Raw genomic sequence first — 22,529 nt, forward strand, 5'->3', positions numbered from 1 at the left:
TTATTTAGAAACGAGATCGACAAGGAGGAGGAAGGGTAAAAAACAAATAAAATGGATCAGGACAACATACAGGTGCGGACAAAGGGGGAAGTCTGCCGGGAGATGAGCCATGAAGGTACTTATCGTACAGACCGACCAGACTCTTGCCGGGACTTGGAGCAGTCACCTGGAGCGGACCGGAGCGGATGTCAGCATCGTCTCTGATCAGGACAGCGCGACAAGGCTGATGCACATCGAAGACGTGGATGTCATCGTGCTCGACCTGATGCTGGCGTCGGGCAGCGCGCTGGCGGTGGCGGATTTCGCCTCCTACCGCCAGCCGGACTGCCGGGTGATCTTCGTCACCGACGCCCCGGTGTTTTCCGACGGTTCCATTTTCCAGCACTGCGCCAACGCCTGCGCCTACCTACCTACGGACACTTCGCCCTCGGACCTAGCTGCAATGGTCGAGCACTACGGCGTGCACTGCGCCGTCTGACGCCCCTCCGGCTCTGCACCCGGACAGGACTTACACAGACGGGAACTGCGCCTCGCGGCCATGCGGCGCGTCCAGGTCCAGCACCGGCCCGACGGGCACGATCCGATGCGGATTGATCGTCTCGTGGCTGTAATGGTAATGGCGCGAAATATGGTCGAGCCGCACGGTCCCGGCGACGCCCGGCCACTGGTAGAGCTCGCGCACATAGGCCCAGAGCGCCGGGTAATCGACAATGCGCCGCCGGTTGCACTTGAAATGGCCATGGTAGACCGTGTCGAAGCGGATCAGCGTGGTGAACAGCCGCCAGTCCGCCTCGGTGACCCGGTCGCCCATCAGGTAGCGCTGCCCCGAAAGCCGCGCTTCCAGCCAGTCCAGCGTGTCGAAAAGCGGCATCACCGCCTCTTCGTAGGCCTCCTGTGAGGTCGCGAAGCCCGCCTTGTAGACGCCGTTGTTGACCGTGTCATAGATGCGCGCGTTGACCGGTTCGATCGCCTCGCGCAGGTCTTCCGGCCAATAGTCGTCCGCGTTCCCGGTCAGCCCGTCGAAGGCGGAGTTGAACATGCGGATGATCTCGGCGCTCTCGTTCGACACGATGGTCTCACGCTGGCGGTCCCAGAGCACCGGCACCGTCACCCGTCCCGAGATCTCCGGGTCGGCCTTCAGGTAGATGTCGCGCAGGAACGGCAGATCGTACAGCCGGTCACCGGTGGCACCGTCGAAATCCGTGCGGAACTCCCAGCCCTCAGAGAGCATCTCGGGGTGCACGACGCTGTAGGGGATAAGCTCCTCGAGCCCCTTCAGGGCGCGGAAGATCAGTGCGCGATGCGCCCAGGGGCAGGCATAGCTGACATAAAGGTGGTAGCGGCCCGGCTCGGCCTTGAAGCCGGCCTCGCCCGACGGACCGGCGCTGCCGTCCGCGGTGATCCAGTTGCGGAACTTCGCCGTGGACCGGACAAATTTGCCACCGGTCTTCTCGGTGTCGTACCAGGTGTCCTGCCATTCGCCTTCGACCAGCTGGCCCATGTTGCTCGCGCTCCCTGCGGTTAGTTGTGCAAACAGCTAGGGGAGCGGCACCGACAAGCAAACCGGCACCGGCGCGCAGCCCCTCCGGCATCAGCGCACAATCCCGACGCCGGGGTCAGCGCGGGCCGAACCTTTGCAGGATCCAGATCAGCAGCATCGCCCCCAGCACCGCACCGACCAGACCGGCCAGCGCGCCGGTCACCGCGATCAGTCCGCGCAGCACCAGTCCGCCGATGAGCGCGCCGCCCATGCCGAGCGCCACCGTCTGCACCACGCCGGTCTGCACATTCATGAAGCGCGTGGCGAAGAAGCCCGCCGCCGCGCCGATGATCAGAAGCCAGAGAATGCCCATGCCGTCTCCTTGCGCTATGTCCCGCCCAGCACCGTGCCGGCGGGAACTTTCATGCCGCGCAGGAAGGTCTCGACGTCCTGCGCGCCCTTGCCGGCGCGCTGCGCCCGCGTCACCTGCACCGCACCGGAGCCGCAGGCGATGACGAAGCCGTCGTCCAGCGCCTCGCCCGGCGCGCCCTCACCCGGCACCACCCGCGCGCCCAGAAGCTTGATGCGCTGGTCTCCCACCATCGTCCAGGCCCCAGGGAAGGGCGCCAGCCCTCGCACCTTGCGCGACACCTCCTCGGCGGGCAGGCTCCAGTCGAGCACCGCCTCGGCCTTGTCGATCTTCTGCGCGTAGGTCACGCCCGCCTCGGGCTGCACCGCCGGCTCCAGCATGTCGAGACGCTCCAGCGCGGTGACGATCAGCCGCGCACCCATCTCCGACAGACGGTCGTGCAGTGCGCCGGTGGTCTCCTCGGCACCGATCTTCAGCGCCTCGCGGAGCAGCACCGGACCGGTGTCGAGCCCGGCCTCCATCTGCATGATGCACACGCCGGTCTCCGGATCCCCGGACAGGATCGCCCGGTGGATCGGCGCCGCCCCGCGCCAGCGCGGCAGCAAGGATGCGTGGATGTTCAGGCACCCGCGCGCGGGCGCATCGAGGATCGCCTGCGGCAGGATAAGCCCGTAGGCCACCACCACCGCCACGTCGGCCTCGAGCGCCGCGAACTCCGCCTGCTCTTCAGCCCCCTTGAGGCTCACCGGGTGACGCACCTCCAGCCCCAGCGCCTCGGCGCGGGCCTGTACCGGCGAGGGGCGGTCCTTCTTGCCCCGCCCGGCGGGCCGCGGCGGCTGGCTGTAGACGGCGGCAATCTCGTGCCCGGCCGCCACCAGCGCCTCGAGCACCGGCACCGAAAACTCGGGCGTTCCCATGAAGACCACGCGCATCCGCCGCCCCCCCCTTTCATCTTTCCACAAATACTTCGGGACGCGGCCCGCCCGAAAGCGCCCGCCCCTTCTTCTCTTTGACAAATACGCAAATCCCGCCCGCGCCGCCAGCACGGCCTCGGGCGGAGGCGCGCTTCAGCCGCGCTTCTTCGAGCGGCGGATCAGCATGTCGCGCTTCACCTTGCCGAGATGGTCAAAATACATCTTGCCGTTCAGATGATCGACCTGGTGCTGCACCGAGGTCGCCCAGAGCCCGACGAAGTCCTGCTCCTGCATCTCGCCCTCGGCGTTCATGAAGCGCACCGTCACGCCGCGCGGGCGCTCGATCTTCGCCCAGACGCCGGGCAGGTTCGGGCTCGCCTCGTCATGGCTGTTCATCTTCACCGAGGCGTGCAGGATCTCGGGGTTGGCCATGCGGATCGCCTTGCCGCGCTCCTCCGAGGCATCGACCACCGCGAGCCGCAGCATCACGCCGATCTGCGGCGCGGCGAGGCCGACGCCGGGCATCGCCTCCATCGTGTCGATCATGTCGTCCCAGGTGGCGCGGATCTCGTCGGTGATCTCCTCGACCGGCGCGGCGGGCGTGCGCAGGCGCTTGTCGGGCCAGGGAATGCATGTGCGTGCGGTCATGGCAGGCTCCTTACGCCAGCGCCTCGTAGTCTGCGATCAGCGCGCTGCGCGCCTCCGCCGCGAGCCGGTCGAAATGCACCAGCCCGTCCAGATGGTCATACTCGTGCTGCGCGACGATCGCCTCGGCGCCCGACAGCTCGACCTCCTGCGCCGCGCCCGACAGGTCGGTATAGGCCAGCCGGATGCGCGCATGGCGCTCCACTTGCGCCGTGACGCCGGGGATCGAGAGGCACCCTTCGCCGCCCGTGACCCGCTCGTCCGAACCCCAGGTGATCCGTGGGTTGATGCAGGCCCGGGGCGACATGTCGCCGTCCTTCCAGCCCGCATCCATCACGAAGGCCCGCACCATCGCCCCCACCTGCGGCGCGGCGAGGCCGCGGCCGGGCGCGTCGTACATGGTCTCGAACAGATCGGTGACCAGCCCGGCCACCTCCGCCACAGCCCCCACCTCGGCGCAGCGCTTCGACAGCCGCGGGTCGGGCCAGCGCAGGATCGGCAGCAGGCTCAAATCCGCGCCCTCTCGCGCTTCAACTTCTGCATCTTGCGGGTGATCATCTGGCGCTTGAGCGGCTTGAGGTAATCGATGAACAGCTTGCCGTCGAGGTGGTCGATCTCGTGCTGCACGCAGGTCGCCCAGAGCCCGTCGAATTCTTCCTTGTGCAGCCTGCCGTCGCGATCGAGCCATTCGACCTCGACCAGCTTCGGGCGCTCGACCTCGGCGTATTGCTCGGGGATCGACAGGCAGCCCTCCTCGTAGACGTTGCGCTCGTCCGAGCTGGCCACCACCCGCGGGTTGAACATCACCAGCGGGCGCGGCGTCTCACCGTCGTCAGGCCGGGCGCAGTCGAGCACGATCAGACGCTCCAGCACGCCGATCTGCGGCGCCGCCAGCCCGATGCCCGGCGCGTCGTACATGGTTTCAAGCATGTCGTCTGCAAGCACGCGCAGCTCGTCCGACAGGTCGGGCACCGGCGCGCAGAGCTTCTTCAGCCGCGGATCGGGGTGGATGAGGATAGGGCGTTTCATGCGCTTCACTTAGGCAAATGCGCGTGAGCGCGCAAGGTGTCCGCGCCTGCGGCCCTTGCACTCGGGCGCCAAGCCGCTAGCGTCCGCAACAGCAGTCCGGCAGTTCCAGAGCAGAAAGTGACAGTGACATCATGAAAGACCTCTTCGACCAACCGATCGACCGCCGCGGCACCGGCTCGGCCAAGTGGGACCTCATGGAGAAACTCTTCGGCGTGCCGCAGGAGGACGGGCTGGCGATGTGGACCGCGGATTCCGACTATCCCACCGCGCCCTGCGTGCGCGATGCGCTGCAGGCGCAGGTCGACCTGGGGATCTTCGGCTACTTTTCGGCCATGGGGCTCTACACCAGCGCGGTGCAATGGTGGATGAAGGAACGCCACGACTGGCACATCGAGCAGGAGTGGATCGTGCCGGTGCACGGGCTGGGCAACGGCGTCGCCATGTGCCTCGACGTCTACACGGCGCCGGGCGACCACGTGGCGATCTTCTCGCCGGTCTACCACGAGTTCGCCGCCAAGATCCGCCGCGCCGACCGCGTGGTCACCGAATGCCCGCTGAAGCGCGAGGGCGACCGCTACGAGCTCGACCTCGAGGATGCGCAGTCGCGGCTCACCGGCAAGGAGACCATGCTGATCTGGTGCTCGCCGCAGAACCCCTCGGGCCGGGTCTGGACCGCCGAGGAGCTGCGCGCCGTCGCCGAGTTCGCCAAGCGCAACGACCTGATGCTGCTGTCGGACGAGGTGCACCACGATCTGGTCTACCCGGGCGAGACCTTCGTGCCCATGGCCGTCGCCGCGCCTGAAAGCGAGGAACGCCTGGTGACGCTGACCGCCGCCTCGAAGACCTTCAACATCGCCGGACAGCGCGTCGGGGCGCTGACCATCAGCGACGCCGGGCTGCGCAAGCGGATGGAAGACAGGCTGACGGCGCTCGACAGCAAGCCCAACGCGCTGGGTCTGATCATGACCGCCGCCGCCTATTCGCCCGAGGGGGCGGAATGGGTGGACGCGCAGATCGCCCACCTGCAGGGCAACCGCGCGGTCTTCGACGAGATGGTCAACGCCATCCCCGGGCTGCGCTCGATCCCGCTGCAGGCAACCTACCTCGCCTGGGTGGATTTCTCCGGCACCGGCATGACCTTCGACGAGGCCAACGCCCGGGTGCGCGACATCGCCAAGATCGCCGTCAGCCCCGGTCCCTCCTTCGGCGCCGGCGGCGAGACCTTCATGCGGGTCAACCTCGCGGCGCCGCGCGCCATCATCGAGGAAGCCGGCACGCGCCTGCAGAAGGCCTTCGCCGACCTGCAGTGACCGCACGGCGGGTCACCTGCCGGGGCGCGCCCGCCGCGGCCGCCCCTTCTTCTCTTTGAAAATACGCCGGGGAGCGCGAGGGGCAGCGCCCCTCGCATTTCCCTCACATCACGCCTCCGGCGCTTTGGATGGGTCGCGCCCCTCGCAAGACCTTCGAGCGCCCGGGCTCACTTTCGCGGCGGGCGGGACTTGTAGACGGGGATCCCCCAGCCGAAGGCCAGCGCCGAGGCGCGCAGCGCGAAGGTGACGCCGGCGCAGACCAGCGCCGCGGAAAAGGGTGGCAGGCCCAGCCAGCCGGCAGCCAGCAATGCCAGCGCACCACAGAGCGCACAGGTGGCATAGGGCTCGCCCTGTTTCAGCAGCAGCGGCACCTCGTTGGCCACGACGTCGCGCATCAGCCCGCCGAGACAGCCGGTCATCACCCCCATCACCAGCACTACGCCCCAGGCCGCGCCCTCGGCCTGCGCGATGGAGCTGCCCGCGGCGACCGCCACCGACAGCGCCGCGGCGTCGAGCCAGAGGATCGCCTTGGCCCGGCTCTCCAGCCGGTGCGCGGTGAAGAAGACCAGCAGCGCCGCGCCGCAGGCGATGGCAAGGTAGGTCGGCTGGGCGATCCAGAACACCGGGTGGCGGTCGAGCAGAAGGTCGCGCGTCGTGCCGCCGCCAACCGCGGTCAGGCAGGCGAGGAAGGCAAAACCCACCACGTCGAGCTGCGCCCGGCTGGCGACCAGCGCGCCGGTCAACGCGAAGATCAGGACGGAGGCATAGTCGAGAAGGACGAGCGGGCTCACCGCCTCAGCCCTTGAACGGAGCCATGCCGGCCCGCGCCAGCTCGTCGGCGCGCTCGTTCTCCGGGTGGCCGGCGTGGCCCTTGACCCATTCCCAGGTGACGTCGTGGCGTTTCTGCGCCTCGTCGAGCCGCTGCCAGAGCTCGGCGTTCTTCACCGGCTTCTTGGCGGCGGTCTTCCAGCCGTTGCGCTTCCAGCCGTGAATCCAGCCGGTGACGCCGTTCTTCACGTAGGCGCTGTCGGTGACGACAGTAATCTTCGACGGCCGGGACAGCGCCTCGAGCGCGCTGATCGCCGCCATCAGCTCCATGCGGTTGTTGGTGGTCTCCGCCTCGCCGCCCTTGAGCTCGCGCTCCTTGGCGACGGTCTCGCCCTCCATCGCGCGCATGAGAACGCCCCAGCCGCCCGGGCCGGGATTTCCGGAGCAGGCTCCGTCGGTATATGCATAAAGGTCAGCCATGGGCGAGCACGCTAAGCCATGGCGCGGAGGTGCCGTCAAGCCCGGTTCCCGCGCCCCGGGACAGCGACGTGACGGTCAGCCCGACGTCGGCCAGCAGCTGCCGCAGTTCCTCTTCCGCGTAGTAGCAGTAGAAACGCCCGAGCTGGTCGCGCGCCTCGCCCTGCCCTTCCTTCAGGGTAAGGCCCAGCACGCCCCCCGGCTTCAGCGCCCGGGCGATGGCTGCAAGGTGGCTAGGCATCTCGGCGCGCGGCGCATGCAGCAGGCTGAAGGCCGCCCAGATACCATCGTAGCGACCCAAGGCCGACAGCTGGTCGAAACTCGCCTGAACCGCGGAGACACCGGCGCGTGCCTGCGCGAGGGCGACCATCTCGGGAGAGGCATCCATCGCCTCCACCACGAAGCCCGCCTGCGCCATATACGCCGCCTCCAGACCCGGCCCGCAGCCGAGGTCGAGCACCCGCCCACCCTCGGGCAGTTCTGCGAGGAAGGCGGGCAGCGCCGGAAAGACCCGCCCCTCGGACATCGCCTCGTAGTCGCGCGCCTTCGCGGCGTAGACCCGCAGCGTTTCCGCGTCGCTCACAGGAAGGCCTCGACCGACAGGCAGGCGACCACGACCGCGGTCAGCGGCACGCGCAACGACAGCCACCAGCGCGGGGTCAGGTTCCAGAGCTGGAAGCAGGCATCGAGCAGCAGCAGCCCCAGGAAACCGAAGACGAGGTTCGTCGCTGCCGCGACCGGCCCGCCGCCGACCATGAAGAAGGCCCAGAGCGCCGGCAGCACCGACAGGAAATAGGCGGTCGCGGCCTTGGCGCCGCCCGCCTTCGTTGCAAAGCCCCAGAGCACGCCCGACATGAAGGCGAGGATCACCGTGCCATAGGAGAGCTGCAGGTAGGGCGCAACGAAGCGGCTGCCGAGATGGGCGATCGACCACTCGTAGAGCGCCGCATTGTATCGGGTGGCGACCGACCAAAGGAAAGGCAGCAGCCCGGCGAAGGCGAGGATCAGCGGGGCGCGGGGAACGGAGCTCATGCGCGGCTCCGCGAAAGGGGGTGGCGGGGCATGGTCTCTCCTTCGGCTCTTGCTCTGGCGGCAAGGTTTCCGATCGCCCATTCGCTGTCAACGGGCCCGTTCCACCGGGCTTTCGACGGGGCCGGTCAACCCGCACGACGCAGGACGCCGTGTCAGCCCTCCGTGACGCGGTGTCCCTCCGCCTCCAGCAACCTCCGCGCCGCGGCGAGCTGCGCGCTGCCGACCAGCAGGTAGTCCCGCAGGAAAGTCGAGAGCACGAAAACGCCGAGCCCCGCCTCCGAGATCGGCTTTACCGCCGCGAGCACCACGCCCGGCTCGTCGAGCCCGGCCAGCGTGTCCACCCGGAACGCCCGCCAGCCAAAACTCCCGTCTGTCCCCGCGGGGACAGCGGCGGCGGGACAGACCACCGAGAGCTCGTCGGGAGCACGGGTGAGGCTGACGCAGCCCTCGCTGCCGGTCCAGTCCGGGAAGGGGGCGTCCACGGGCAGGCGAAGGATGGCATGCTCCTGCGGCAACAGGCGTAGATCCAGCTTGGGAAGGCTCATGCAGGGATGCGCAACACGCGCGGCACCTTGAACTCGACGTTCTCCTGCGCCGTCTCGACCTTTTCCACGGTCATGTCAAAGCGCGCGCCGAAGGCGGCGACGACCTCGTCGATCAGCACCTCGGGCGCCGAGGCCCCGGCGGTGACGCCGACCGCGCGGATGCCCTCGAGTGCGCGCCAGTCGATGTCTTCGGCGCGCTGCACGAGCTGGGCGTAGGAACAGCCCGCCTTGCGCGCCACCTCGACCAGCCGCTTGGAATTCGACGAGTTGGGCGCCCCCACCACCAGCAGCGCATCGCAGTCCGGGGCGATGGCCTTCACCGCCTCCTGACGGTTGGTGGTGGCGTAACAGATGTCTTCCTTGTGCGGCCCGACGATGGCGGGGAAGCGCACGCGCAGCGCCGCCACGATGTCCGCCGTGTCGTCGATCGACAGGGTGGTCTGGGTCACAAAGGCGAGTTGTGCGGGATCGCGCACCTCGACCGTGGCCACGTCCTCTACGGTCTCGACCAGCAGCACCTCGCCCTCGGGCAACTGGCCCATGGTGCCGACGGTCTCGGGGTGGCCCTCGTGGCCGATCATGATCATCTGCAGCCCGTTCTCGTGGTGGCGGGCCGCCTCGATGTGCACCTTCGAAACCAGCGGGCAGGTAGCGTCGACATAGACCATTTCACGCCGCGCGGCCTCGGCCGGGACCGCCTTGGGCACGCCATGGGCAGAGAAGATCACCGGCCGGTCCGGCGGGCATTCCTCGAGTTCCTCGACGAAGACCGCACCCTTGTCGCGCAGCCCGTCGACGACGAACTTGTTGTGCACGATCTCGTGCCGCACGTAGACCGGCGCGCCCCATTTCTCGAGCGCCATCTCGACGATCTTGATCGCCCGGTCGACGCCGGCGCAGAACCCGCGCGGCGCGGCGAGGTAGAGGGTAAGCGGGGCTTTGGTCATGGATCGGGTCACCGGCTACGTCTTGTGTTTCCCCAGACCTAGTTGCTCTGCGGGCAGGGGTCCAGAGGTGGGCAGGTCGATGGCGTCAGCCCAGGGTCGCTGCGGTCAGCCATGCCAAAATAATGTAGCGCCCGGTCTTCGCCACGGCCACCAGCAACACGAAGAGCCAGAGCGGCGTGCGCATGATCCCGGCCACTACGGTGAACCCGTCGCCCAGCGGCGCCCAGCTTAGTAGCAGCGACCAGATGCCCCATTTCGCGTACCAGCGCTGCGCGCGGTCGAGCTGCGCCTCGGTGACCGGAAACCAGCGGCGGTGGCGATAGTGCTCGAGCCCGACTCCGAGGGCGTAGTTGACGACCGAGCCGAGCGTGTTGCCGATGCTCGCAACAAGCACCAGAGCCCAGACCGGCAGATCCGCGCCCAGCTGCAGGCCGACGAAGATGAGTTCCGATTGGAACGGCAGAATCGTCGCGGCCCCGAAGGCCGCGAGAAAGAGGCCGCCAAAGCTGGCAGCCTCACTTAGCATGGGCGGCAGACCTCATCCCCATAAAATCCGCCAGCCCTGTTCTTAGCCAGGGATCAGTTCCCGTTGGCGACTTCGAAGTTGCGCTCCGCCTGCTGCTCGCGCGGCGGACGACCGATGACTTCGCGCAGCTCGTCGAGCTCGATGAAGTTGTCGGCCTGACGGCGGAGTTCATCCGCGATCATCGGCGGCTGGCTGCGGATCGTCGAGACGACCGAAACGCGCACACCCTGACGCTGCAGGCTCTCGATCAGCGGCCGGAAGTCCCCATCCCCAGAGAACAACACGATGTGATCGACGCGCGGCGCGAGTTCCATGGCATCGACCGTCAGCTCGATGTCCATGTTGCCCTTCACCTTACGGCGGCCCTGCGCGTCGGTATATTCCTTCGCGGGTTTGGTCACCATGGTGAAGCCGTTGTAGTGCAGCCAGTCCACCAGCGGGCGGATCGGCGAATATTCGTCGTTTTCGAGGAGCGCCGTGTAATAGAAGGCGCGCACCATCTTGCCGCGACGCACGAATTCTTGTCTGAGCAGCTTGTAGTCGATGTCGAAGCCGAGGGCTTTGGCGGCTGCGTACAGGTTGGACCCGTCAATGAACAGCGCCAACCGTTCGTCCTTGTAAAACATCAAATGTCCTTTCGAGTAATCGGGACGTCGCATCCGTGAGTGGAAAAATGGAACAATGGACGCCCTATTCTGAGAGTAAGCGTTTCGGGCAGCTTTTCAAGCAGCGCAATATATGCAGAAGGATAGTGTAAGCATGGCTTTCCAGCCGGAAATACTTATCGCACTGGGGGCGAACCTGCCGTCGGAGGCGGGCAGTCCACTGCAGACGCTCCGGTCGGCGCTCACTGCCCTCGCGCGCGAGGGCTATGCTGTGGACGAGGTCAGCAAGTTCTATGCAACACCTTGTTTTCCAGCAGGTTTCGGTCCGGACTATTGCAATGCCTGCGCGCGCCTGACCGGGCCAACGGACCCGTCCAGGATCCTCGCAGCCCTGCACCGCGTCGAAGCGCAGTTCGGTCGCGAACGCGAGCGCCGCTGGGGCAGCCGTTCGCTGGATCTGGATCTGCTCGCCGTTGGCGAAACCGTGATGCCTGATGAGGCAACACAATCCCGCTGGCGGGAAATCGCCGTCGAGGAGCAAACTCAAAGGACTCCTGACACGCTGATTCTGCCGCACCCCCGGCTGCAGGACCGCGCATTCGTTCTGGTACCCCTTTGTGATATTGCCGCGAATTGGCGTCACCCAATTCTTGATCGCACCGCCAGAGAGCTCTGCGAGGCGTTGCCCGAAGAGACCCGCGCAGAGGTCGTTCCAATGTGAATGACGCGCGGCGCAGCGACGCGGCGTTTGCGCTTGTCAATCTTCGGGCATCGCGCTAGGAGTCTCATTTCTTACGGTCAACCGAAGGTGAAACGCTCATGGCCCGCGTCACGGTAGAAGACTGCGTAGACAAGGTTCCCAACCGCTTCGAGCTGGTGATGCTCGCGTCGCATCGCGCACGCGAAGTGGCATCCGGTGCGCCGATCACCGTCGATCGCGACAACGACAAGAACCCGGTGGTCGCCCTGCGCGAAATCGCCGAGGAAACCCAGTCGGCGGATGAGCTGCGCGAACGCCTGATCGAGGTGGACGAGCCCGAAGAGGACAGCATGGCGCTCCTCATGGGTGCAGAGCAGGACAAGCCCGCTGACGACGACATGTCGGAAGAGAAGCTCCTGCGCGCCCTGATGGAAGCGCAAGGAGAGAGCTGAGGGGCTCGCCTTTGCGGGCCAGGGTAAGGATAGGCGCCCATGATCGCGGCGGAAGACCTTGTTGCACTGGTCCGCAACTACAATCCAAAGACCAATGAAAAGCTGATCCGCGAGGCCTATGACTATGGCCTGCGGATGCATGAGGGACAGTATCGCCATTCGGGCGAGCTGTACTTCACCCATCCCGTTGCCGTTGCCGCCATCCTCACCGAGCAGCAACTGGACGACGCGACGATCATCACCGCCCTGCTGCACGATACGATCGAGGACACCCGCGCCTCCTATCAGGATGTCGCAGACCGCTTCGGCACCGAGGTGGCGGACCTGGTCGACGGGGTCACCAAGCTGACCAACCTGCAGCTCTCCTCTTCCGAGACCAAGCAGGCCGAGAATTTCCGCAAGCTCTTCATGGCGATGTCCCGCGACCTGCGGGTGATTCTGGTGAAGCTCGCCGACCGTCTGCACAACATGCGGACGATCAAGGCGATGCGTCCGGAAAAGCAGGTGCAGAAAGCCCGCGAGACCATGGACATCTATGCGCCGCTCGCCGGCCGCATGGGCATGCAGTGGATGCGCGAAGAGCTCGAGGATCTGGCGTTCCGGGTGCTCAACCCCGAGGGGCGCGCCTCGATCATCCGCCGCTTCATCAACCTGCAAAAGGAAGCCGGCGACGTGATCCACCGGATCACCGGCGACATGCGCCACGAGCTCGAAGAGGCGCAGATCGAGGCCGAGGTCTTCGGCCGCGCCAAGAAGCCCTACTCGATCTGGCGCAAGATGCAGGAAAAGGGCATGGGCTTCTCGCGCCTTTCGGACATCTACGGCTTCCGTGTCATCACCCGCTCCGAGATGGACACCTACCGCGCGCTCGGCGTGATCCACCAGCGCTGGCGCGCCGTGCCGGGCCGGTTCAAGGATTACGTCAGCCAGCCGAAATCCAATGGCTACCGCTCGATCCACACGACGGTCTCGGGCCGCGACGGCAAGCGCGTCGAGGTGCAGATCCGCACCCGTCAGATGCACGACGTGGCCGAGACCGGCGTTGCCGCGCATTGGTCCTACCGTGATGGCGTGCGCTCCGAGAACCCCTTTGCCGTGGATCCCGCGCGCTGGATCTCCTCGCTGACCGAGCAGTTCGACGCCGAGGAGGATCACGACGAATTCCTCGAGGCGGTGAAGCTCGAGATGTATTCGGACAAGGTGTTCTGCTTCACGCCCAAGGGCGACGTGGTGAAGCTGCCGCGCGGTGCCACGCCGCTCGACTACGCCTATGCCATCCACACCCGCATCGGCTCGGCCTGTGTCGGCGCCAAGGTCGACGGCATCCGCGTGCCGCTCTGGACCCGGCTGAAGAACGGCCAGTCGGTCGAGATCATCACCGCCGAGGGGCAGACGCCGCAGGCGACCTGGCTCGACATCGCCACCACCGGCAAGGCGCGCAGCGCCATCCGCCGCGCCCTGCGCGAGGCGGGCCGCGGTCGGTTCATCAAGCTGGGGCAGGAGCTGGCGCGTTCCGCCTTCGAGCATGTCGGCAAGAAATCCACCGACAAGGTGCTGGAGAAGGCCGCCAAGACGCTGCGCCTCGAGGATGCCGACGAGCTGCTCGCCCGCCTTGGTAGCGCGGAGTTGACCACCCGCGAGGTTGTGCACGCGGTCTATCCCGACCTGACGCCCTCGGACGCGCATGAGGTCGAGATGCAGCGTGCGGTCATCGGTCTCGAGCCGGGAACCGGCTTCACCCGGGCGCGCTGCTGCCAGCCGCTGCCCGGCGAGCGGATCGTCGGCATCACCAAGCGCGGCAAGGGCGTCTTCGTGCATGCCATCGACTGCGAATCGCTGGCCAAATACGAAGACCAGCCGGAGCGCTGGGTTGACCTGCATTGGGCCGACGGCACCCACCCCGCAGCCTACGACATGAGCCTTGACCTCACGGTCGGCAACGATGCCGGGGTGCTCGGGCGCATTTGCACCTTGATCGGCGAGCGCGGGGCCAATATCTCGGACCTGCACTTCATCGACCGGAAACCCGACTTCTTCAGACTCCAGATCGACGTGGAACTGAGGGACGCCGAGCACCTCCATTCGGTGATGTCCGCACTCGAAGCCGAAAGCGACGTGGCCTCCGTCAGCCGCCATCGCGACACCTCCCTGGCGGCCGTGCCTGCCGCCGCGGAGTAATGAAAGAGGGGAAGGGCGCCATTGGTTTTCAAGCGGCGCGACAAACGGCCAGTCTGGAGGGCCGTGCTCGAGTTCTTCTGGCCGCGTGGCGGCTGGGGGCGCGCCGCCCGTTACGTCCAGTATCGCCTGCACCGGCTCCCTGATTCCCCTGAAAAGATCGCCCGCGGCATCTTTGCCGGCGTGTTCACCACATTCACCCCGCTTTACGGGCTGCATTTCGTCGTCGCCGCCACGATCGCCTGGCTGGTACGTGGCAATATCCTCGCGGCGCTGCTCGGCACCTTCTTCGGCAACCCGCTGACCTACGTGCCCATCGGCATCGTCTCGCTGGAACTGGGATATTTCCTGCTGGGCATCGACCGGCGCTCGCCGCATCACGCCTCGCTGCTCGAGAAGTTCACCTATGCCGGGAACGACCTGTGGCACAACATCTGCGCCGTCTTCACCGGGGACGCGGCCGACTGGACCAACCTGCGGATCTTTTTCCACGAGGTCTTCTACCCCTACCTGATCGGCGGCATCCTTCCCGGGATCATCGCGGGGCTGGTGGCCTACTACCTCTCGGTGCCGGTCATCCGCGCCTATCAGAACCGCCGCCGCGGGGCGCTGAAGAAAAAGCTCGCCGCCCTGAAAAAGAAGCAGAAAGCGGCTGACGAGAGCGGCGCGGCGGACTAGGGTCCGGCGCGAACCGACCCTCTATCGTCCCCCGGAGGACACGCGATGACCACCTATGCCGGCCGCCTGAGACTTGGCGTCAACATCGACCACGTCGCCACTGTGCGCAACGCCCGCGGCAGCGCCTACCCCTGCCCGCTGCGCGCCGCGAAGATCGCCGAGGAGGCCGGCGCGGACGGCATCACCGCGCACCTGCGCGAAGACCGCCGCCACATCTCGGACGCCGACATCGACGGGCTGATGGAGACGCTCTCGGTGCCGCTCAACTTCGAGATGGCCGCCACCGACGAGATGCAGGCCATCGCCCTGCGTCACAAGCCGCATGCCGTCTGCATCGTCCCCGAGAAGCGCGAGGAGCGCACCACCGAGGGCGGGCTGGAAGTGGCACGCGAGGAGAACCGGCTGGCGCATTTCATCGCGCCGCTGCGCGAGGCGGGCTGCCGGGTGTCGATCTTCATCGCCCCCGACAAGCCGCAGATCGAAGCCGCGCATCGCATCGGCGCGCAGGTGATCGAACTGCACACCGGCGCCTATTGCGACTTCCATTCCGAAGGCAAGTTCGCGGAGCGCGACGCCGAGCTAGAGCGCCTGCGCGACATGGCTGCCTTCGCCCATTCTCTGGGGCTCGAGGTCCACGCCGGCCACGGGCTGACCTACGAGACGGTCAAGCCCATCGCCGCCTTCCCCGAGGTGGTCGAGCTGAACATCGGCCACTTCCTGATCGGCGAGGCGATCTTCCTCGGCCTTGGCCCGGCGATCGCCGAGATGCGCCGCCTGATGGACGAAGCACGGGCCTGAGCCCCTGCCGGGCGGGGCTCAGCCCTCGCCCAGCCCCTCCTCGCGCAGCGTCTTCTTCAGCCAGCGCCGGAAGAGCTGCTGGTCCGGCCCCGGCACCCGGTCCGGCGCCGAGACCAGCGCGTAGCGGAACCCGGTGCGCCGGTAGCGCGGGAACGGCATGACGAGGCTACCCATGCGCAGCGCGTCATGCACCAGGACCTCGAAGGCGAGGAAGACCCCCATCCCCGAGATCGCCGCGTCGAGACACATGGCGGAATCGGGAAATTCCGGACCTTCGCCAAGAATGTCGTCCGAAACACCCTCCGGCCCCAGCCAGGCATCCCAACCGAACATCGCCGCCGGATCGCGGATGATCGGCACCCGCGACAGGTCGGCGGGTGTGCGAAGCTGGCAGGCCACCTCGGGACTGCAGACCGGCACGATCAGCTGGTCGAAGAGCGGCTCGGCTTTCACCCCCGGCCAGTCGCCCGGCCCGATGCGGATGCCGAAGTCCATGTCGGCGCGCGCCGGATCGATCAGCCCGGTATTGATGTCGATGCGCACCTTGATATCGGGGTGCTGGGCGTAGAAGTCCTTCAGCCGCCAGATCAGCCAGCGCGTCGCGAAGATCGGCGCGACCGAGATCGTCACCACCTTGTCGCGGCGGTGCTCCAGCGCCTCCACCGCCTGGCTGACGCGGGCGAACCCCTCGCCGAGCCGCGACAGGAACTCCGCCGCCTCGGGGCGCACCAGCATCCCCTCGCGGCTGCGGTCGAAGAGCTGCAGCCCCAGTGCCTTCTCGGCACGGGCGACCTGCTGGCTGACCGCCCCGATCGAACTGCCGAGCTCCGCCGCGGCGCGCGACAGCGTGCCGTTCCGGGCGACCGCCTCGATCACCCGCAGTCCATGGAGGGAGTGTGCGTTCAGGCTCTTCATTCACATGAGCTAAACCCTGCCATGCAGGATGTGCAATTAAATATGCGCATTGAACGCTTATGTTTTAGCCAAATGAAAGGATACCATATGAAACAGATTCTCCTGGCCCTGTTCGGGCCTTCGCCTCACACCGAGCCCGTCCACCGTGGCCCGCTCGACCACCCCGAGATCGCCCGCATGGGTCCCCGCGAACTCGCCGACCTGCCGCTGCCGCGCATGGCCGAGGTCGAAGAGCGCCTGCCTTTGCGCCTGCCTCGTGCCACCCGCCACCCTGCCACCACCCCCCGCCTCTCCGTCCCCTGCGCTTGACAGCGCCGCCGCGATGCGGTTCCCCGGACAGCGGGAGCAACACGGAGCGGCGCGGCAGATGATCCTCGGAATCGGCACGGACCTGGCGAATATCGAGCGGATCGAGGCGACCCTGGCGCGCTTCGGCGACCGCTTCCGCAACCGCGTCTTCACCGAGACCGAGCAGCGCAAGGCCGAACGCCGCAAGGATGTCGCCGGCACCTACGCAAAGAGATGGGCGGCCAAGGAGGCCTGTTCCAAGGCGCTCGGCACCGGGCTGCGCATGGGCATCTCCTGGAAAGACATGGCGGTGACCAACCTGCCGACCGGCCAGCCGGTGATGCATGTCACCGGATGGGCCAAGGAGCGGCTCGACCTGATGACCCCGCCCGGCCACGAGGCGATCATCCACGTGACGCTGACCGACGATCATCCCTGGGCGCAGGCTTTCGTGGTGATCGAAGCACGCCCGCTCGGGGCGGCGATCACGCCGGGGTAACGCGCGGACAAAACCCTTCGAAGGGTTTTGCAAATCTCTTGGAAGAGATTTGTCCGGCCCCAGCGCTGGCTTGACACTCTCCCCGCCCCCGCCCATGAAGCCTTGAAACCAAGGCACATCGAGGCACAGGGCGGATTTCCATGGCGAAAGAAGAGAAATCGGGCGGGATCTGGGAAACCGTCAAGACGGTGTTCTGGGCGCTGATCATCGCGGGCGTCTTCCGCACGCTGTTCTTCCAGCCCTTCTGGATCCCCTCCGGCTCGATGAAGGACACGCTGCTGATCGGCGACTTCCTCTTCGTCAACAAGATGACCTACGGCTATTCCTACGCCTCCTGTCCGTCGATCCGCCTGAACTCCTTCGGCATCAACATCGACGCCAAGGACGTTTGCGGCTTCCTCGACGGCGACAACACCCGCCTCTTCGGCTCCGAGCCCGAGCGCGGCGACGTCGTGGTCTTCCGCCACCCGGTCAACGGCACCGATTTCATCAAACGGGTGATCGGCCTGCCGGGCGACCAGATCCAGGTCAAGCAGGGGTTGCTCTACATCAACGGCACCCCGGTCGAGGTCGAGTCCAATGGCACCTTCACCGAGACCGCCGAGCCGCAGGGACCGCAAGGCCTGCGCCCGCGCTGCGAGAACGGCCCGGTCGGCACCGGCGGTGTCTGCGAAAAATCGCGCTGGACCGAAACGCTGCCCAATGGCGTGAAGCATGATATCCTCAACATCGGAATGCAGGGATCGGACAACACGCCGATCTACACCGTGCCCGAGGGTCATTTCTTCATGATGGGTGACAACCGCGACAACTCCGCAGACAGCCGCGTGCCGAACGCCGCGGGCGGCGTCGGCTTCGTGCCCTTCGAGAACATCATCGGCAAGGCGACGCGCGTCATGTTCTCCTCGTCGGGCCGCTCGATGCTGTTCTTCTGGACCTGGCGCGGCGACCGGTTCTTCCACAAGATCACATGAAGCGTTCGGCCGAGATAGAAGCGCTGGAGCAGCGGCTGGGGCATCGGTTTGAGCGGCCCGAGTTGCTGCGCCGCGCGCTGACCCATTCGTCCATGTCCGGCCCCGGCCGCGAGGACAACCAGCGGCTCGAGTTCCTCGGCGACCGCGTGCTCGGCCTCGTCATGGCCGAGGCGCTTCTGGGCGAGGACCGCAAGGCCTCCGAGGGCCAGCTCGCGCCGCGCTTCAACGCGCTGGTGCGCAAGGAGGCCTGCGCCGAGGTCGCCCGCGACGTCGACATCGGTGCCGCACTGAAACTTGGCCGCTCCGAGATGATGTCGGGCGGGCGGCGCAAGCAGGCGCTGCTCGGCGACGCGATGGAGGCAGTGATCGCGGCGGTCTACCTCGACGGTGGCTTCGAGGTCGCGCGCGAGATGATCCTGCGGCTCTGGGGCGCGCGGGTCTCGACCGTGCAGCAGGACGCACGCGATCCCAGGACCTCGCTGCAGGAATGGGCACAGGCGCGCGGCATGACCCCGCCCGCCTATGTCGAGACGGCGCGCTCCGGCCCCGACCACGCACCGGTTTTCACCATCGAGGTGCGGCTCGCCTCCGGTCAGAAGGCCGACGCGACCGCCGGTTCCAAGCGCAAAGCCGAACAGGAAGCCGCCGCCGCGCTGCTGGCGCAAGTCACCGCGAATGACTGACGCCGCCGCGCCGCGGATGAGCGCAAACGCCACCGGCGCCGCCTTCATGGTGCTGGCGATGACGCTCTTCGCGGTCGAGGACGCGCTGTTCAAATCTGTCGCCCCCGGTCTGCCGCCGGGCGAGGCGACGGTGATCTTCGGTCTCACCGGCGTGACGCTTTACACCCTGATGACCCTGCGCGCGGGCGAGGCGGTGTTGCACCCGGCGATGCTGCGCCCCAGCCTGCTGCTGCGCACGGTCTTCGAGATCATGGGCCGGCTCTTCTTCGCGCTGTCGCTGGCCTATACGCCGCTGTCAGTCACCTCATCGATCCTGCAGGCCGCGCCGCTGGTGGTCACTGCCGGGGCGGCGCTGCTGCTCGGCGAGAAGGTCGGCCCGCGCCGCTGGGCCGCAATGGCAGTGGGATTCATCGGCGTGCTGCTGATCGTGCGCCCCACCCCAGAGGCGTTCCGTCTCGACGCGCTGCTGTCTATCGCTGCGATGTTCGGCTTTGCGATGCGCGACCTTTACACCCGCGCCGCGCCGCCCGCGGTCTCGGCCAAGCAACTCGGCATCCTCGGGTTCGCGGTGGTCACGGTGGCGGGTCTCTTGCTGCTGCCCTTCGATCCCGCGCCGCCGCGCCTGCCGCAGAGCTCCGAGCTGCTGCGCCTGCTGGCCACCGGCCTCGTCGGCGTCACCGCCTATACCGCCCTCACCCGCGCCATGCGCAGCGGCGAGGTATCGGTGGTCGCCCCCTTCCGCTATTCGCGGCTGCTGGTGGCGCTGGTCTTCGCCTACCTGCTCTTCGGCGAGCGCCCGGATCTCTGGACGCTTGCAGGAGCGCTGCTGATTGTCGTCTCGGGATGCTATACCTTGATCCGCAGCGGCCGCTCTGGCCCCGCGCCGCAAAAGCCTGTAAGGGCCACGGATCGTCAGTAACGGGAACGCCCCAATGACCACACGTGCCGGATTCATCGCCCTCATCGGCGAGCCCAACGCGGGCAAGTCGACGCTCACCAACCGCATGGTGGGCGCCAAGGTGTCGATCGTCACCCACAAGGTGCAGACCACGCGCACCCGCATCCGCGGCGTGGCCATGGAGGGCGAGAGCCAGCTGGTGTTCGTCGACACGCCGGGCCTGTTCCAGCCGCGCCGCCGGCTCGACCGCGCCATGGTGGCGGCGGCCTGGGGCGGGGCCTCGGATGCTGACATCATCGTGCTGCTGATCGAGGCCCACCGGGGCATGACCGACGGCGTGAAGCGCATCCTCGACGGGCTGCAGGACCTGCCGCGCGGCCGCAAGGTGGCGCTGGCGATCAACAAGATCGACCGGGTCAAGGCCGAGGACCTGCTGGCGCTGACCCAGAAGATGAACGAGGCCTACGGCTTCGCCGAGACCTTCATGATCTCGGCCGAGCGCGGCCACGGTGTCGACGCGCTGCGCAAGTGGCTGGCCGAGCAGGTGCCCGAGAGCCCCTGGCTCTACCCCGAGGACCAGATCGCCGACCTGCCGATGCGCATGATCGCCGCCGAGATGACCCGCGAGAAGCTGACCCTGCGCCTGCATCAGGAGCTGCCCTACCAGCTGACGGTGGAAACCGAGCAGTGGGAAGAGCGCGAGGACGGCTCGGCCCGTATCGACCAGATCATCTACGTCACCCGCGACGGCCACAAGGGCATCGTGCTCGGCAAGAAGGGCGAGACGATCAAGTCGGTCAGCCAGGCCTCGCGCGCCGAGCTCGAGGAATTCCTCGGCCGCAAGGTGCACCTGTTCCTGCAGGTGAAGGTGCGCGAAAACTGGCTGGAAGAGGCCGAGCGCTATTCCGAGATGGGCCTCGAGTTCAAGGACGGCAATGCCTGAGCCACGGCTCGCCACCCATGTCTGGGTCGGCGGCTACCTGCGGCTCTTGTCGCTGCAGGACATCCCCGCCTATGTCACCGCCCATGGCGACGACACCGCCGGCGCGGTGATCGTCAAGCTCGCCACGCTCGACGGCAAGGCCATCGCCTATACCCGCGAATGGGACCTGATGACCGGCGCGCGGCGTTGGACCACCCTGGCCGAGGGGCCGGAGCATGAGGTCGACGCGCGTGTCTCGAAGCAGCGGGAGTTCGACCCGGACCTCTGGGTCATCGAGCTTGAGGACCGTCAGGGGCGCCATCTGCTCGATCAGATGGACGGCTGAGAAACCGCGCCAGCGCCACCATTCCCAGACCGCCGAGCCAGAAGCTCGCCCCCAGCGCCACGCACCACAGTCCGACTCCCGGCCAGCCGACCTCATGCGGGTCGATGAAGAAATACGGGTGCCGCCCGTCGATCTCGCCGCGGATCAGCGCGTAGCTGACGTAGGTCAGCGGCCAGAGCAACCACCACAGCGCGTGGCGCGGCATCAGCCCCTCCTTCGGCGCAAGCGCCAGCCACCAGAGCGCGACGGCGATCGGCACAAAGGTATGCACCGCCATGTCGGACCACCAGCGGATGCCGTCGAGCGGACGCGCCAGCAGCCCGTGGTAGACGATGGCCACGATGAGGATCCACAGGGTGACCGCCGTGGTCCACCAGTTCGCCGGGCGGTGCCCGCCGGCGATCCCGGCGAAGGTCACGCCAACCATGAGGTTGGTGAGGATGGTGAAATAGCGCCCCAGCCGCCAGAGTTCCTCCAGCACCGTCCGGTCGGGCCGCCGCGCCAGTCCGACATGTACCTGAAGCAGCAAGGCTCCGAGCGCGAGCGCGGCAATCAGCAGGGCGGTGAGGCGGTGAGTCTGGGTCATGGCATCTCCCGGGCCGACCATCCTACTGCAAAGCAGGGATTATTGCGAGGTCAAGCAATGCCCACTCACGGCCCGGTGAGAGCCCGGGCACGGCCACCGCTTCGGGCAGGGTAGACCAGCGATGACAGGCTTACATGACAGGCCGCGGCAGGCTCCGAGCCTGCGCGACCCCTTGCCCCCACCCCGGCAAACCCCGAGAGTGCGCGCATGGAATGGCGCGACACCGGCATCCTTCTGACCTCGCGCAGGCACGGCGAAAGTTCGGCGATTCTCGAGGTCTTCACCCCCGGTCACGGGCGGCACATGGGCGTGCTGCGCGGCGGTGCCTCGCGCCGTGTCGCCCCCTTCCTGCAACCCGGCGCGCAGCTGGATCTCACGTGGAAGGCGCGGCTCGAGGACCACATGGGCAGCTTCACCGCCGAGCCGCAGCGCTCGCGCGCGGCGAGCGCGCTGGCCGACCGGCTGTCGCTGGCCGGGCTCAACGCGGTCTGCGCGCTGCTCGCCTTCTCGCTGCCCGAGCGCGAGGCGCATCCAAAGCTCTACGCCCGCACCGAGCAGCTGCTCGACCTGCTGCCCGAGCGCGAGCTCTGGCCGCTTGCCTACCTGCGCTGGGAGATGGCGCTGCTCGACGAGATGGGCTTCGGACTCGATCTTTCGGCCTGCGCCGTGCGCGGCACCAACGAGGAGCTGTGTTTCGTCTCGCCCCGCACCGGTCGCGCGGTCTCGCGGCAGGCGGCAGGGGAATGGGCCGACCGGCTGCTGCCTCTGCCCGACATCCTCAAGGGAGAGGGCCCCGGCGGCGATGGCGAAATCCTCGAAGCCCTGCGTACGACAGGACACTTTCTCGAGCGCCACATGGCCCCTTCGCTGCGCGATCGGCCGCTGCCGCAGGCTCGCGCCGCCTATGTCGAGAGATTTCGCCGCAGCACCGTGTGACCGCTGCGGCTCGAGGCGTCTTTCCCCTCCC

General features: G+C 67.2%; 31 protein-coding genes. 15 read left to right on the plus strand and 16 right to left on the minus strand.

Annotation, left to right across the window (positions count from 1 at the left end):
* Nucleotides 1-109 precede the first annotated feature (109 nt).
* On the plus strand, nt 110-478 hold the full coding sequence (locus BM397_RS19830) for a response regulator transcription factor (protein WP_092427785.1): 369 nt from the start codon (nt 110-112) through the stop codon (nt 476-478).
* 30 nt (nt 479-508) lie between these two features.
* Here the strand turns inward: BM397_RS19830 and BM397_RS19835 are convergent, their stop codons facing one another.
* From BM397_RS19835 to def (BM397_RS19860), 6 genes are all read right to left on the minus strand, one after another.
* The gene (locus BM397_RS19835; protein ID WP_092427783.1) at nt 509-1,501 is read right to left on the minus strand and encodes a glutathione S-transferase family protein; all 993 of its coding nucleotides are present in this window, start codon (nt 1,499-1,501) and stop codon (nt 509-511) included.
* 115 nt (nt 1,502-1,616) lie between these two features.
* Entirely contained in the window at nt 1,617-1,853 is a 237-nt protein-coding gene (locus tag BM397_RS19840) for a GlsB/YeaQ/YmgE family stress response membrane protein (protein ID WP_092427781.1), read from the minus strand.
* 14 nt (nt 1,854-1,867) lie between these two features.
* The gene (gene fmt, locus BM397_RS19845; protein ID WP_092427779.1) at nt 1,868-2,782 is read right to left on the minus strand and encodes a methionyl-tRNA formyltransferase; all 915 of its coding nucleotides are present in this window, start codon (nt 2,780-2,782) and stop codon (nt 1,868-1,870) included.
* A gap of 135 nt (nt 2,783-2,917) precedes the next feature.
* Nucleotides 2,918-3,412: a peptide deformylase gene (def, locus tag BM397_RS19850; protein WP_092427777.1), complete on the minus strand. Its 495-nt coding sequence runs from the start codon at nt 3,410-3,412 to the stop codon at nt 2,918-2,920.
* Between the two features lie 10 nt (nt 3,413-3,422).
* The gene (def, locus tag BM397_RS19855) at nt 3,423-3,920 is read right to left on the minus strand and encodes a peptide deformylase (RefSeq protein ID WP_092427775.1); all 498 of its coding nucleotides are present in this window, start codon (nt 3,918-3,920) and stop codon (nt 3,423-3,425) included.
* Nucleotides 3,917-4,438 carry a peptide deformylase gene (gene def, locus BM397_RS19860; protein WP_092427773.1) on the minus strand — a complete coding sequence of 174 codons (522 nt, stop codon included), beginning with the start codon at nt 4,436-4,438 and terminating at the stop codon, nt 3,917-3,919. The genes def (BM397_RS19855) and def (BM397_RS19860) overlap by 4 nt, the downstream gene beginning before the upstream one ends.
* 131 nt (nt 4,439-4,569) lie before the next feature.
* Between def (BM397_RS19860) and BM397_RS19865 the strand changes: the two genes are divergently transcribed.
* The gene (locus tag BM397_RS19865; RefSeq protein WP_092427771.1) at nt 4,570-5,748 is read left to right on the plus strand and encodes a MalY/PatB family protein; all 1,179 of its coding nucleotides are present in this window, start codon (nt 4,570-4,572) and stop codon (nt 5,746-5,748) included.
* Nucleotides 5,749-5,915: 167 nt separating this feature from the next.
* Here the strand turns inward: BM397_RS19865 and BM397_RS19870 are convergent, their stop codons facing one another.
* The 8 genes from BM397_RS19870 to BM397_RS19905 form a co-directional block, all read right to left on the minus strand.
* A complete protein-coding gene (locus tag BM397_RS19870) occupies nt 5,916-6,539 on the minus strand; it encodes a trimeric intracellular cation channel family protein (protein WP_092427769.1) in 624 nt (207 codons plus the stop codon).
* 4 nt (nt 6,540-6,543) lie between these two features.
* The gene (rnhA, locus tag BM397_RS19875; protein WP_092427767.1) at nt 6,544-6,996 is read right to left on the minus strand and encodes a ribonuclease HI; all 453 of its coding nucleotides are present in this window, start codon (nt 6,994-6,996) and stop codon (nt 6,544-6,546) included.
* Nucleotides 6,989-7,576 carry a class I SAM-dependent DNA methyltransferase gene (locus tag BM397_RS19880; RefSeq protein WP_092427765.1) on the minus strand — a complete coding sequence of 196 codons (588 nt, stop codon included), beginning with the start codon at nt 7,574-7,576 and terminating at the stop codon, nt 6,989-6,991. Before BM397_RS19880 ends, rnhA begins: the two co-directional genes overlap by 8 nt.
* Nucleotides 7,573-8,025 (minus strand): DUF3429 domain-containing protein, encoded by a 453-nt coding sequence (locus BM397_RS19885; protein ID WP_092427763.1) that lies wholly within the window; start codon nt 8,023-8,025, stop codon nt 7,573-7,575. Before BM397_RS19885 ends, BM397_RS19880 begins: the two co-directional genes overlap by 4 nt.
* A 152-nt stretch (nt 8,026-8,177) precedes the next feature.
* Nucleotides 8,178-8,570 (minus strand): ACT domain-containing protein, encoded by a 393-nt coding sequence (locus BM397_RS19890; RefSeq protein WP_092427761.1) that lies wholly within the window; start codon nt 8,568-8,570, stop codon nt 8,178-8,180.
* Entirely contained in the window at nt 8,567-9,517 is a 951-nt protein-coding gene (gene ispH, locus BM397_RS19895; protein ID WP_092427759.1) for a 4-hydroxy-3-methylbut-2-enyl diphosphate reductase, read from the minus strand. The genes BM397_RS19890 and ispH overlap by 4 nt, the downstream gene beginning before the upstream one ends.
* 85 nt (nt 9,518-9,602) lie before the next feature.
* Nucleotides 9,603-10,043, minus strand: coding sequence for a YqaA family protein (locus tag BM397_RS19900; protein WP_092427757.1), 441 nt, complete (start codon nt 10,041-10,043; stop codon nt 9,603-9,605).
* Between the two features lie 53 nt (nt 10,044-10,096).
* Entirely contained in the window at nt 10,097-10,669 is a 573-nt protein-coding gene (locus BM397_RS19905; protein WP_092427755.1) for a LabA-like NYN domain-containing protein, read from the minus strand.
* A 133-nt stretch (nt 10,670-10,802) separates the two neighbouring features.
* Between BM397_RS19905 and folK the strand changes: the two genes are divergently transcribed.
* The 5 genes from folK to BM397_RS19930 all read left to right on the plus strand — a co-directional run bounded on the left by folK (nt 10,803) and on the right by BM397_RS19930 (nt 15,451).
* Nucleotides 10,803-11,369, plus strand: coding sequence for a 2-amino-4-hydroxy-6-hydroxymethyldihydropteridine diphosphokinase (gene folK, locus BM397_RS19910; RefSeq protein WP_092427995.1), 567 nt, complete (start codon nt 10,803-10,805; stop codon nt 11,367-11,369).
* Between the two features lie 98 nt (nt 11,370-11,467).
* Nucleotides 11,468-11,800 (plus strand): DNA-directed RNA polymerase subunit omega, encoded by a 333-nt coding sequence (gene rpoZ / locus BM397_RS19915; RefSeq protein WP_092427753.1) that lies wholly within the window; start codon nt 11,468-11,470, stop codon nt 11,798-11,800.
* A 39-nt stretch (nt 11,801-11,839) separates the two neighbouring features.
* Entirely contained in the window at nt 11,840-13,978 is a 2,139-nt protein-coding gene (locus BM397_RS19920) for a RelA/SpoT family protein (protein ID WP_092427751.1), read from the plus strand.
* Nucleotides 13,979-13,999: 21 nt separating this feature from the next.
* Nucleotides 14,000-14,653, plus strand: coding sequence for a DUF2062 domain-containing protein (locus BM397_RS19925; protein ID WP_092427749.1), 654 nt, complete (start codon nt 14,000-14,002; stop codon nt 14,651-14,653).
* Between the two features lie 45 nt (nt 14,654-14,698).
* Nucleotides 14,699-15,451, plus strand: a complete 753-nt coding sequence (locus BM397_RS19930; protein ID WP_092427747.1) for a pyridoxine 5'-phosphate synthase — start codon at nt 14,699-14,701, stop codon at nt 15,449-15,451.
* 18 nt (nt 15,452-15,469) lie between these two features.
* Here the strand turns inward: BM397_RS19930 and BM397_RS19935 are convergent, their stop codons facing one another.
* Nucleotides 15,470-16,366 carry a LysR substrate-binding domain-containing protein gene (locus tag BM397_RS19935; protein ID WP_092427745.1) on the minus strand — a complete coding sequence of 299 codons (897 nt, stop codon included), beginning with the start codon at nt 16,364-16,366 and terminating at the stop codon, nt 15,470-15,472.
* Between the two features lie 87 nt (nt 16,367-16,453).
* Here BM397_RS19935 and BM397_RS19940 point away from each other — a divergent pair, with 87 nt between their 5' ends.
* The 7 genes from BM397_RS19940 to BM397_RS19970 all read left to right on the plus strand — a co-directional run bounded on the left by BM397_RS19940 (nt 16,454) and on the right by BM397_RS19970 (nt 20,976).
* Complete coding sequence (locus BM397_RS19940; protein WP_092427743.1) at nt 16,454-16,675, plus strand: hypothetical protein; 222 nt, start codon at nt 16,454-16,456, stop codon at nt 16,673-16,675.
* Between the two features lie 58 nt (nt 16,676-16,733).
* Nucleotides 16,734-17,153, plus strand: a complete 420-nt coding sequence (gene acpS / locus BM397_RS19945; protein WP_092427741.1) for a holo-ACP synthase — start codon at nt 16,734-16,736, stop codon at nt 17,151-17,153.
* A gap of 140 nt (nt 17,154-17,293) precedes the next feature.
* The gene (gene lepB / locus BM397_RS19950; RefSeq protein WP_092427739.1) at nt 17,294-18,127 is read left to right on the plus strand and encodes a signal peptidase I; all 834 of its coding nucleotides are present in this window, start codon (nt 17,294-17,296) and stop codon (nt 18,125-18,127) included.
* On the plus strand, nt 18,124-18,810 hold the full coding sequence (gene rnc / locus BM397_RS19955; RefSeq protein WP_092427737.1) for a ribonuclease III: 687 nt from the start codon (nt 18,124-18,126) through the stop codon (nt 18,808-18,810). The genes lepB and rnc overlap by 4 nt, the downstream gene beginning before the upstream one ends.
* Nucleotides 18,803-19,729: a DMT family transporter gene (locus tag BM397_RS19960; RefSeq protein ID WP_245696146.1), complete on the plus strand. Its 927-nt coding sequence runs from the start codon at nt 18,803-18,805 to the stop codon at nt 19,727-19,729. The genes rnc and BM397_RS19960 overlap by 8 nt, the downstream gene beginning before the upstream one ends.
* A 13-nt stretch (nt 19,730-19,742) precedes the next feature.
* The gene (gene era, locus BM397_RS19965; RefSeq protein ID WP_092427735.1) at nt 19,743-20,651 is read left to right on the plus strand and encodes a GTPase Era; all 909 of its coding nucleotides are present in this window, start codon (nt 19,743-19,745) and stop codon (nt 20,649-20,651) included.
* On the plus strand, nt 20,644-20,976 hold the full coding sequence (locus BM397_RS19970) for a DUF1491 family protein (protein ID WP_092427733.1): 333 nt from the start codon (nt 20,644-20,646) through the stop codon (nt 20,974-20,976). Before era ends, BM397_RS19970 begins: the two co-directional genes overlap by 8 nt.
* On the opposite strand, the gene BM397_RS19975 is transcribed toward BM397_RS19970, so the two are convergent.
* Nucleotides 20,921-21,562, minus strand: coding sequence for a Pr6Pr family membrane protein (locus tag BM397_RS19975; RefSeq protein ID WP_245696145.1), 642 nt, complete (start codon nt 21,560-21,562; stop codon nt 20,921-20,923). The two genes, BM397_RS19970 and BM397_RS19975, sit on opposite strands and share 56 nt — an antisense overlap.
* Before the next feature lie 207 nt (nt 21,563-21,769).
* Between BM397_RS19975 and recO the strand changes: the two genes are divergently transcribed.
* Nucleotides 21,770-22,498: a DNA repair protein RecO gene (gene recO, locus BM397_RS19980; RefSeq protein WP_092427729.1), complete on the plus strand. Its 729-nt coding sequence runs from the start codon at nt 21,770-21,772 to the stop codon at nt 22,496-22,498.
* Nucleotides 22,499-22,529 lie beyond the last annotated feature (31 nt).

Origin of the sequence: Alloyangia pacifica, assembly GCF_900116195.1 — a bacterium.
Lineage (GTDB): Bacteria > Pseudomonadota > Alphaproteobacteria > Rhodobacterales > Rhodobacteraceae > Salipiger > Salipiger pacificus.

Excerpts from the sequence above, each read along its gene's own strand:
- BM397_RS19830 (WP_092427785.1), top strand. The coding sequence starts at position 110 with ATGAAGGTACTTATCGTACAGACCGACCAGACTCTTGCCGGGACTTGG.
- def (WP_092427773.1), bottom strand. The coding sequence starts at position 4,438 with ATGAAACGCCCTATCCTCATCCACCCCGATCCGCGGCTGAAGAAGCTC.
- ispH (WP_092427759.1), bottom strand. The coding sequence starts at position 9,517 with ATGACCAAAGCCCCGCTTACCCTCTACCTCGCCGCGCCGCGCGGGTTC.
- def (WP_092427777.1), bottom strand. The coding sequence starts at position 3,412 with ATGACCGCACGCACATGCATTCCCTGGCCCGACAAGCGCCTGCGCACG.
- BM397_RS19975 (WP_245696145.1), bottom strand. The coding sequence starts at position 21,562 with ATGACCCAGACTCACCGCCTCACCGCCCTGCTGATTGCCGCGCTCGCG.
- BM397_RS19920 (WP_092427751.1), top strand. The coding sequence starts at position 11,840 with ATGATCGCGGCGGAAGACCTTGTTGCACTGGTCCGCAACTACAATCCA.
- BM397_RS19970 (WP_092427733.1), top strand. The coding sequence starts at position 20,644 with ATGCCTGAGCCACGGCTCGCCACCCATGTCTGGGTCGGCGGCTACCTG.
- folK (WP_092427995.1), top strand. The coding sequence starts at position 10,803 with ATGGCTTTCCAGCCGGAAATACTTATCGCACTGGGGGCGAACCTGCCG.
- BM397_RS19840 (WP_092427781.1), bottom strand. The coding sequence starts at position 1,853 with ATGGGCATTCTCTGGCTTCTGATCATCGGCGCGGCGGCGGGCTTCTTC.
- BM397_RS19865 (WP_092427771.1), top strand. The coding sequence starts at position 4,570 with ATGAAAGACCTCTTCGACCAACCGATCGACCGCCGCGGCACCGGCTCG.
- BM397_RS19885 (WP_092427763.1), bottom strand. The coding sequence starts at position 8,025 with ATGAGCTCCGTTCCCCGCGCCCCGCTGATCCTCGCCTTCGCCGGGCTG.
- BM397_RS19960 (WP_245696146.1), top strand. The coding sequence starts at position 18,803 with ATGACTGACGCCGCCGCGCCGCGGATGAGCGCAAACGCCACCGGCGCC.
- BM397_RS19900 (WP_092427757.1), bottom strand. The coding sequence starts at position 10,043 with ATGCTAAGTGAGGCTGCCAGCTTTGGCGGCCTCTTTCTCGCGGCCTTC.
- BM397_RS19930 (WP_092427747.1), top strand. The coding sequence starts at position 14,699 with ATGACCACCTATGCCGGCCGCCTGAGACTTGGCGTCAACATCGACCAC.
- lepB (WP_092427739.1), top strand. The coding sequence starts at position 17,294 with ATGGCGAAAGAAGAGAAATCGGGCGGGATCTGGGAAACCGTCAAGACG.
- rpoZ (WP_092427753.1), top strand. The coding sequence starts at position 11,468 with ATGGCCCGCGTCACGGTAGAAGACTGCGTAGACAAGGTTCCCAACCGC.
- era (WP_092427735.1), top strand. The coding sequence starts at position 19,743 with ATGACCACACGTGCCGGATTCATCGCCCTCATCGGCGAGCCCAACGCG.
- fmt (WP_092427779.1), bottom strand. The coding sequence starts at position 2,782 with ATGCGCGTGGTCTTCATGGGAACGCCCGAGTTTTCGGTGCCGGTGCTC.
- BM397_RS19890 (WP_092427761.1), bottom strand. The coding sequence starts at position 8,570 with ATGAGCCTTCCCAAGCTGGATCTACGCCTGTTGCCGCAGGAGCATGCC.
- rnhA (WP_092427767.1), bottom strand. The coding sequence starts at position 6,996 with ATGGCTGACCTTTATGCATATACCGACGGAGCCTGCTCCGGAAATCCC.
- BM397_RS19935 (WP_092427745.1), bottom strand. The coding sequence starts at position 16,366 with ATGAAGAGCCTGAACGCACACTCCCTCCATGGACTGCGGGTGATCGAG.
- BM397_RS19835 (WP_092427783.1), bottom strand. The coding sequence starts at position 1,501 with ATGGGCCAGCTGGTCGAAGGCGAATGGCAGGACACCTGGTACGACACC.
- acpS (WP_092427741.1), top strand. The coding sequence starts at position 16,734 with ATGATCCTCGGAATCGGCACGGACCTGGCGAATATCGAGCGGATCGAG.
- recO (WP_092427729.1), top strand. The coding sequence starts at position 21,770 with ATGGAATGGCGCGACACCGGCATCCTTCTGACCTCGCGCAGGCACGGC.
- rnc (WP_092427737.1), top strand. The coding sequence starts at position 18,124 with ATGAAGCGTTCGGCCGAGATAGAAGCGCTGGAGCAGCGGCTGGGGCAT.
- BM397_RS19940 (WP_092427743.1), top strand. The coding sequence starts at position 16,454 with ATGAAACAGATTCTCCTGGCCCTGTTCGGGCCTTCGCCTCACACCGAG.
- BM397_RS19905 (WP_092427755.1), bottom strand. The coding sequence starts at position 10,669 with ATGTTTTACAAGGACGAACGGTTGGCGCTGTTCATTGACGGGTCCAAC.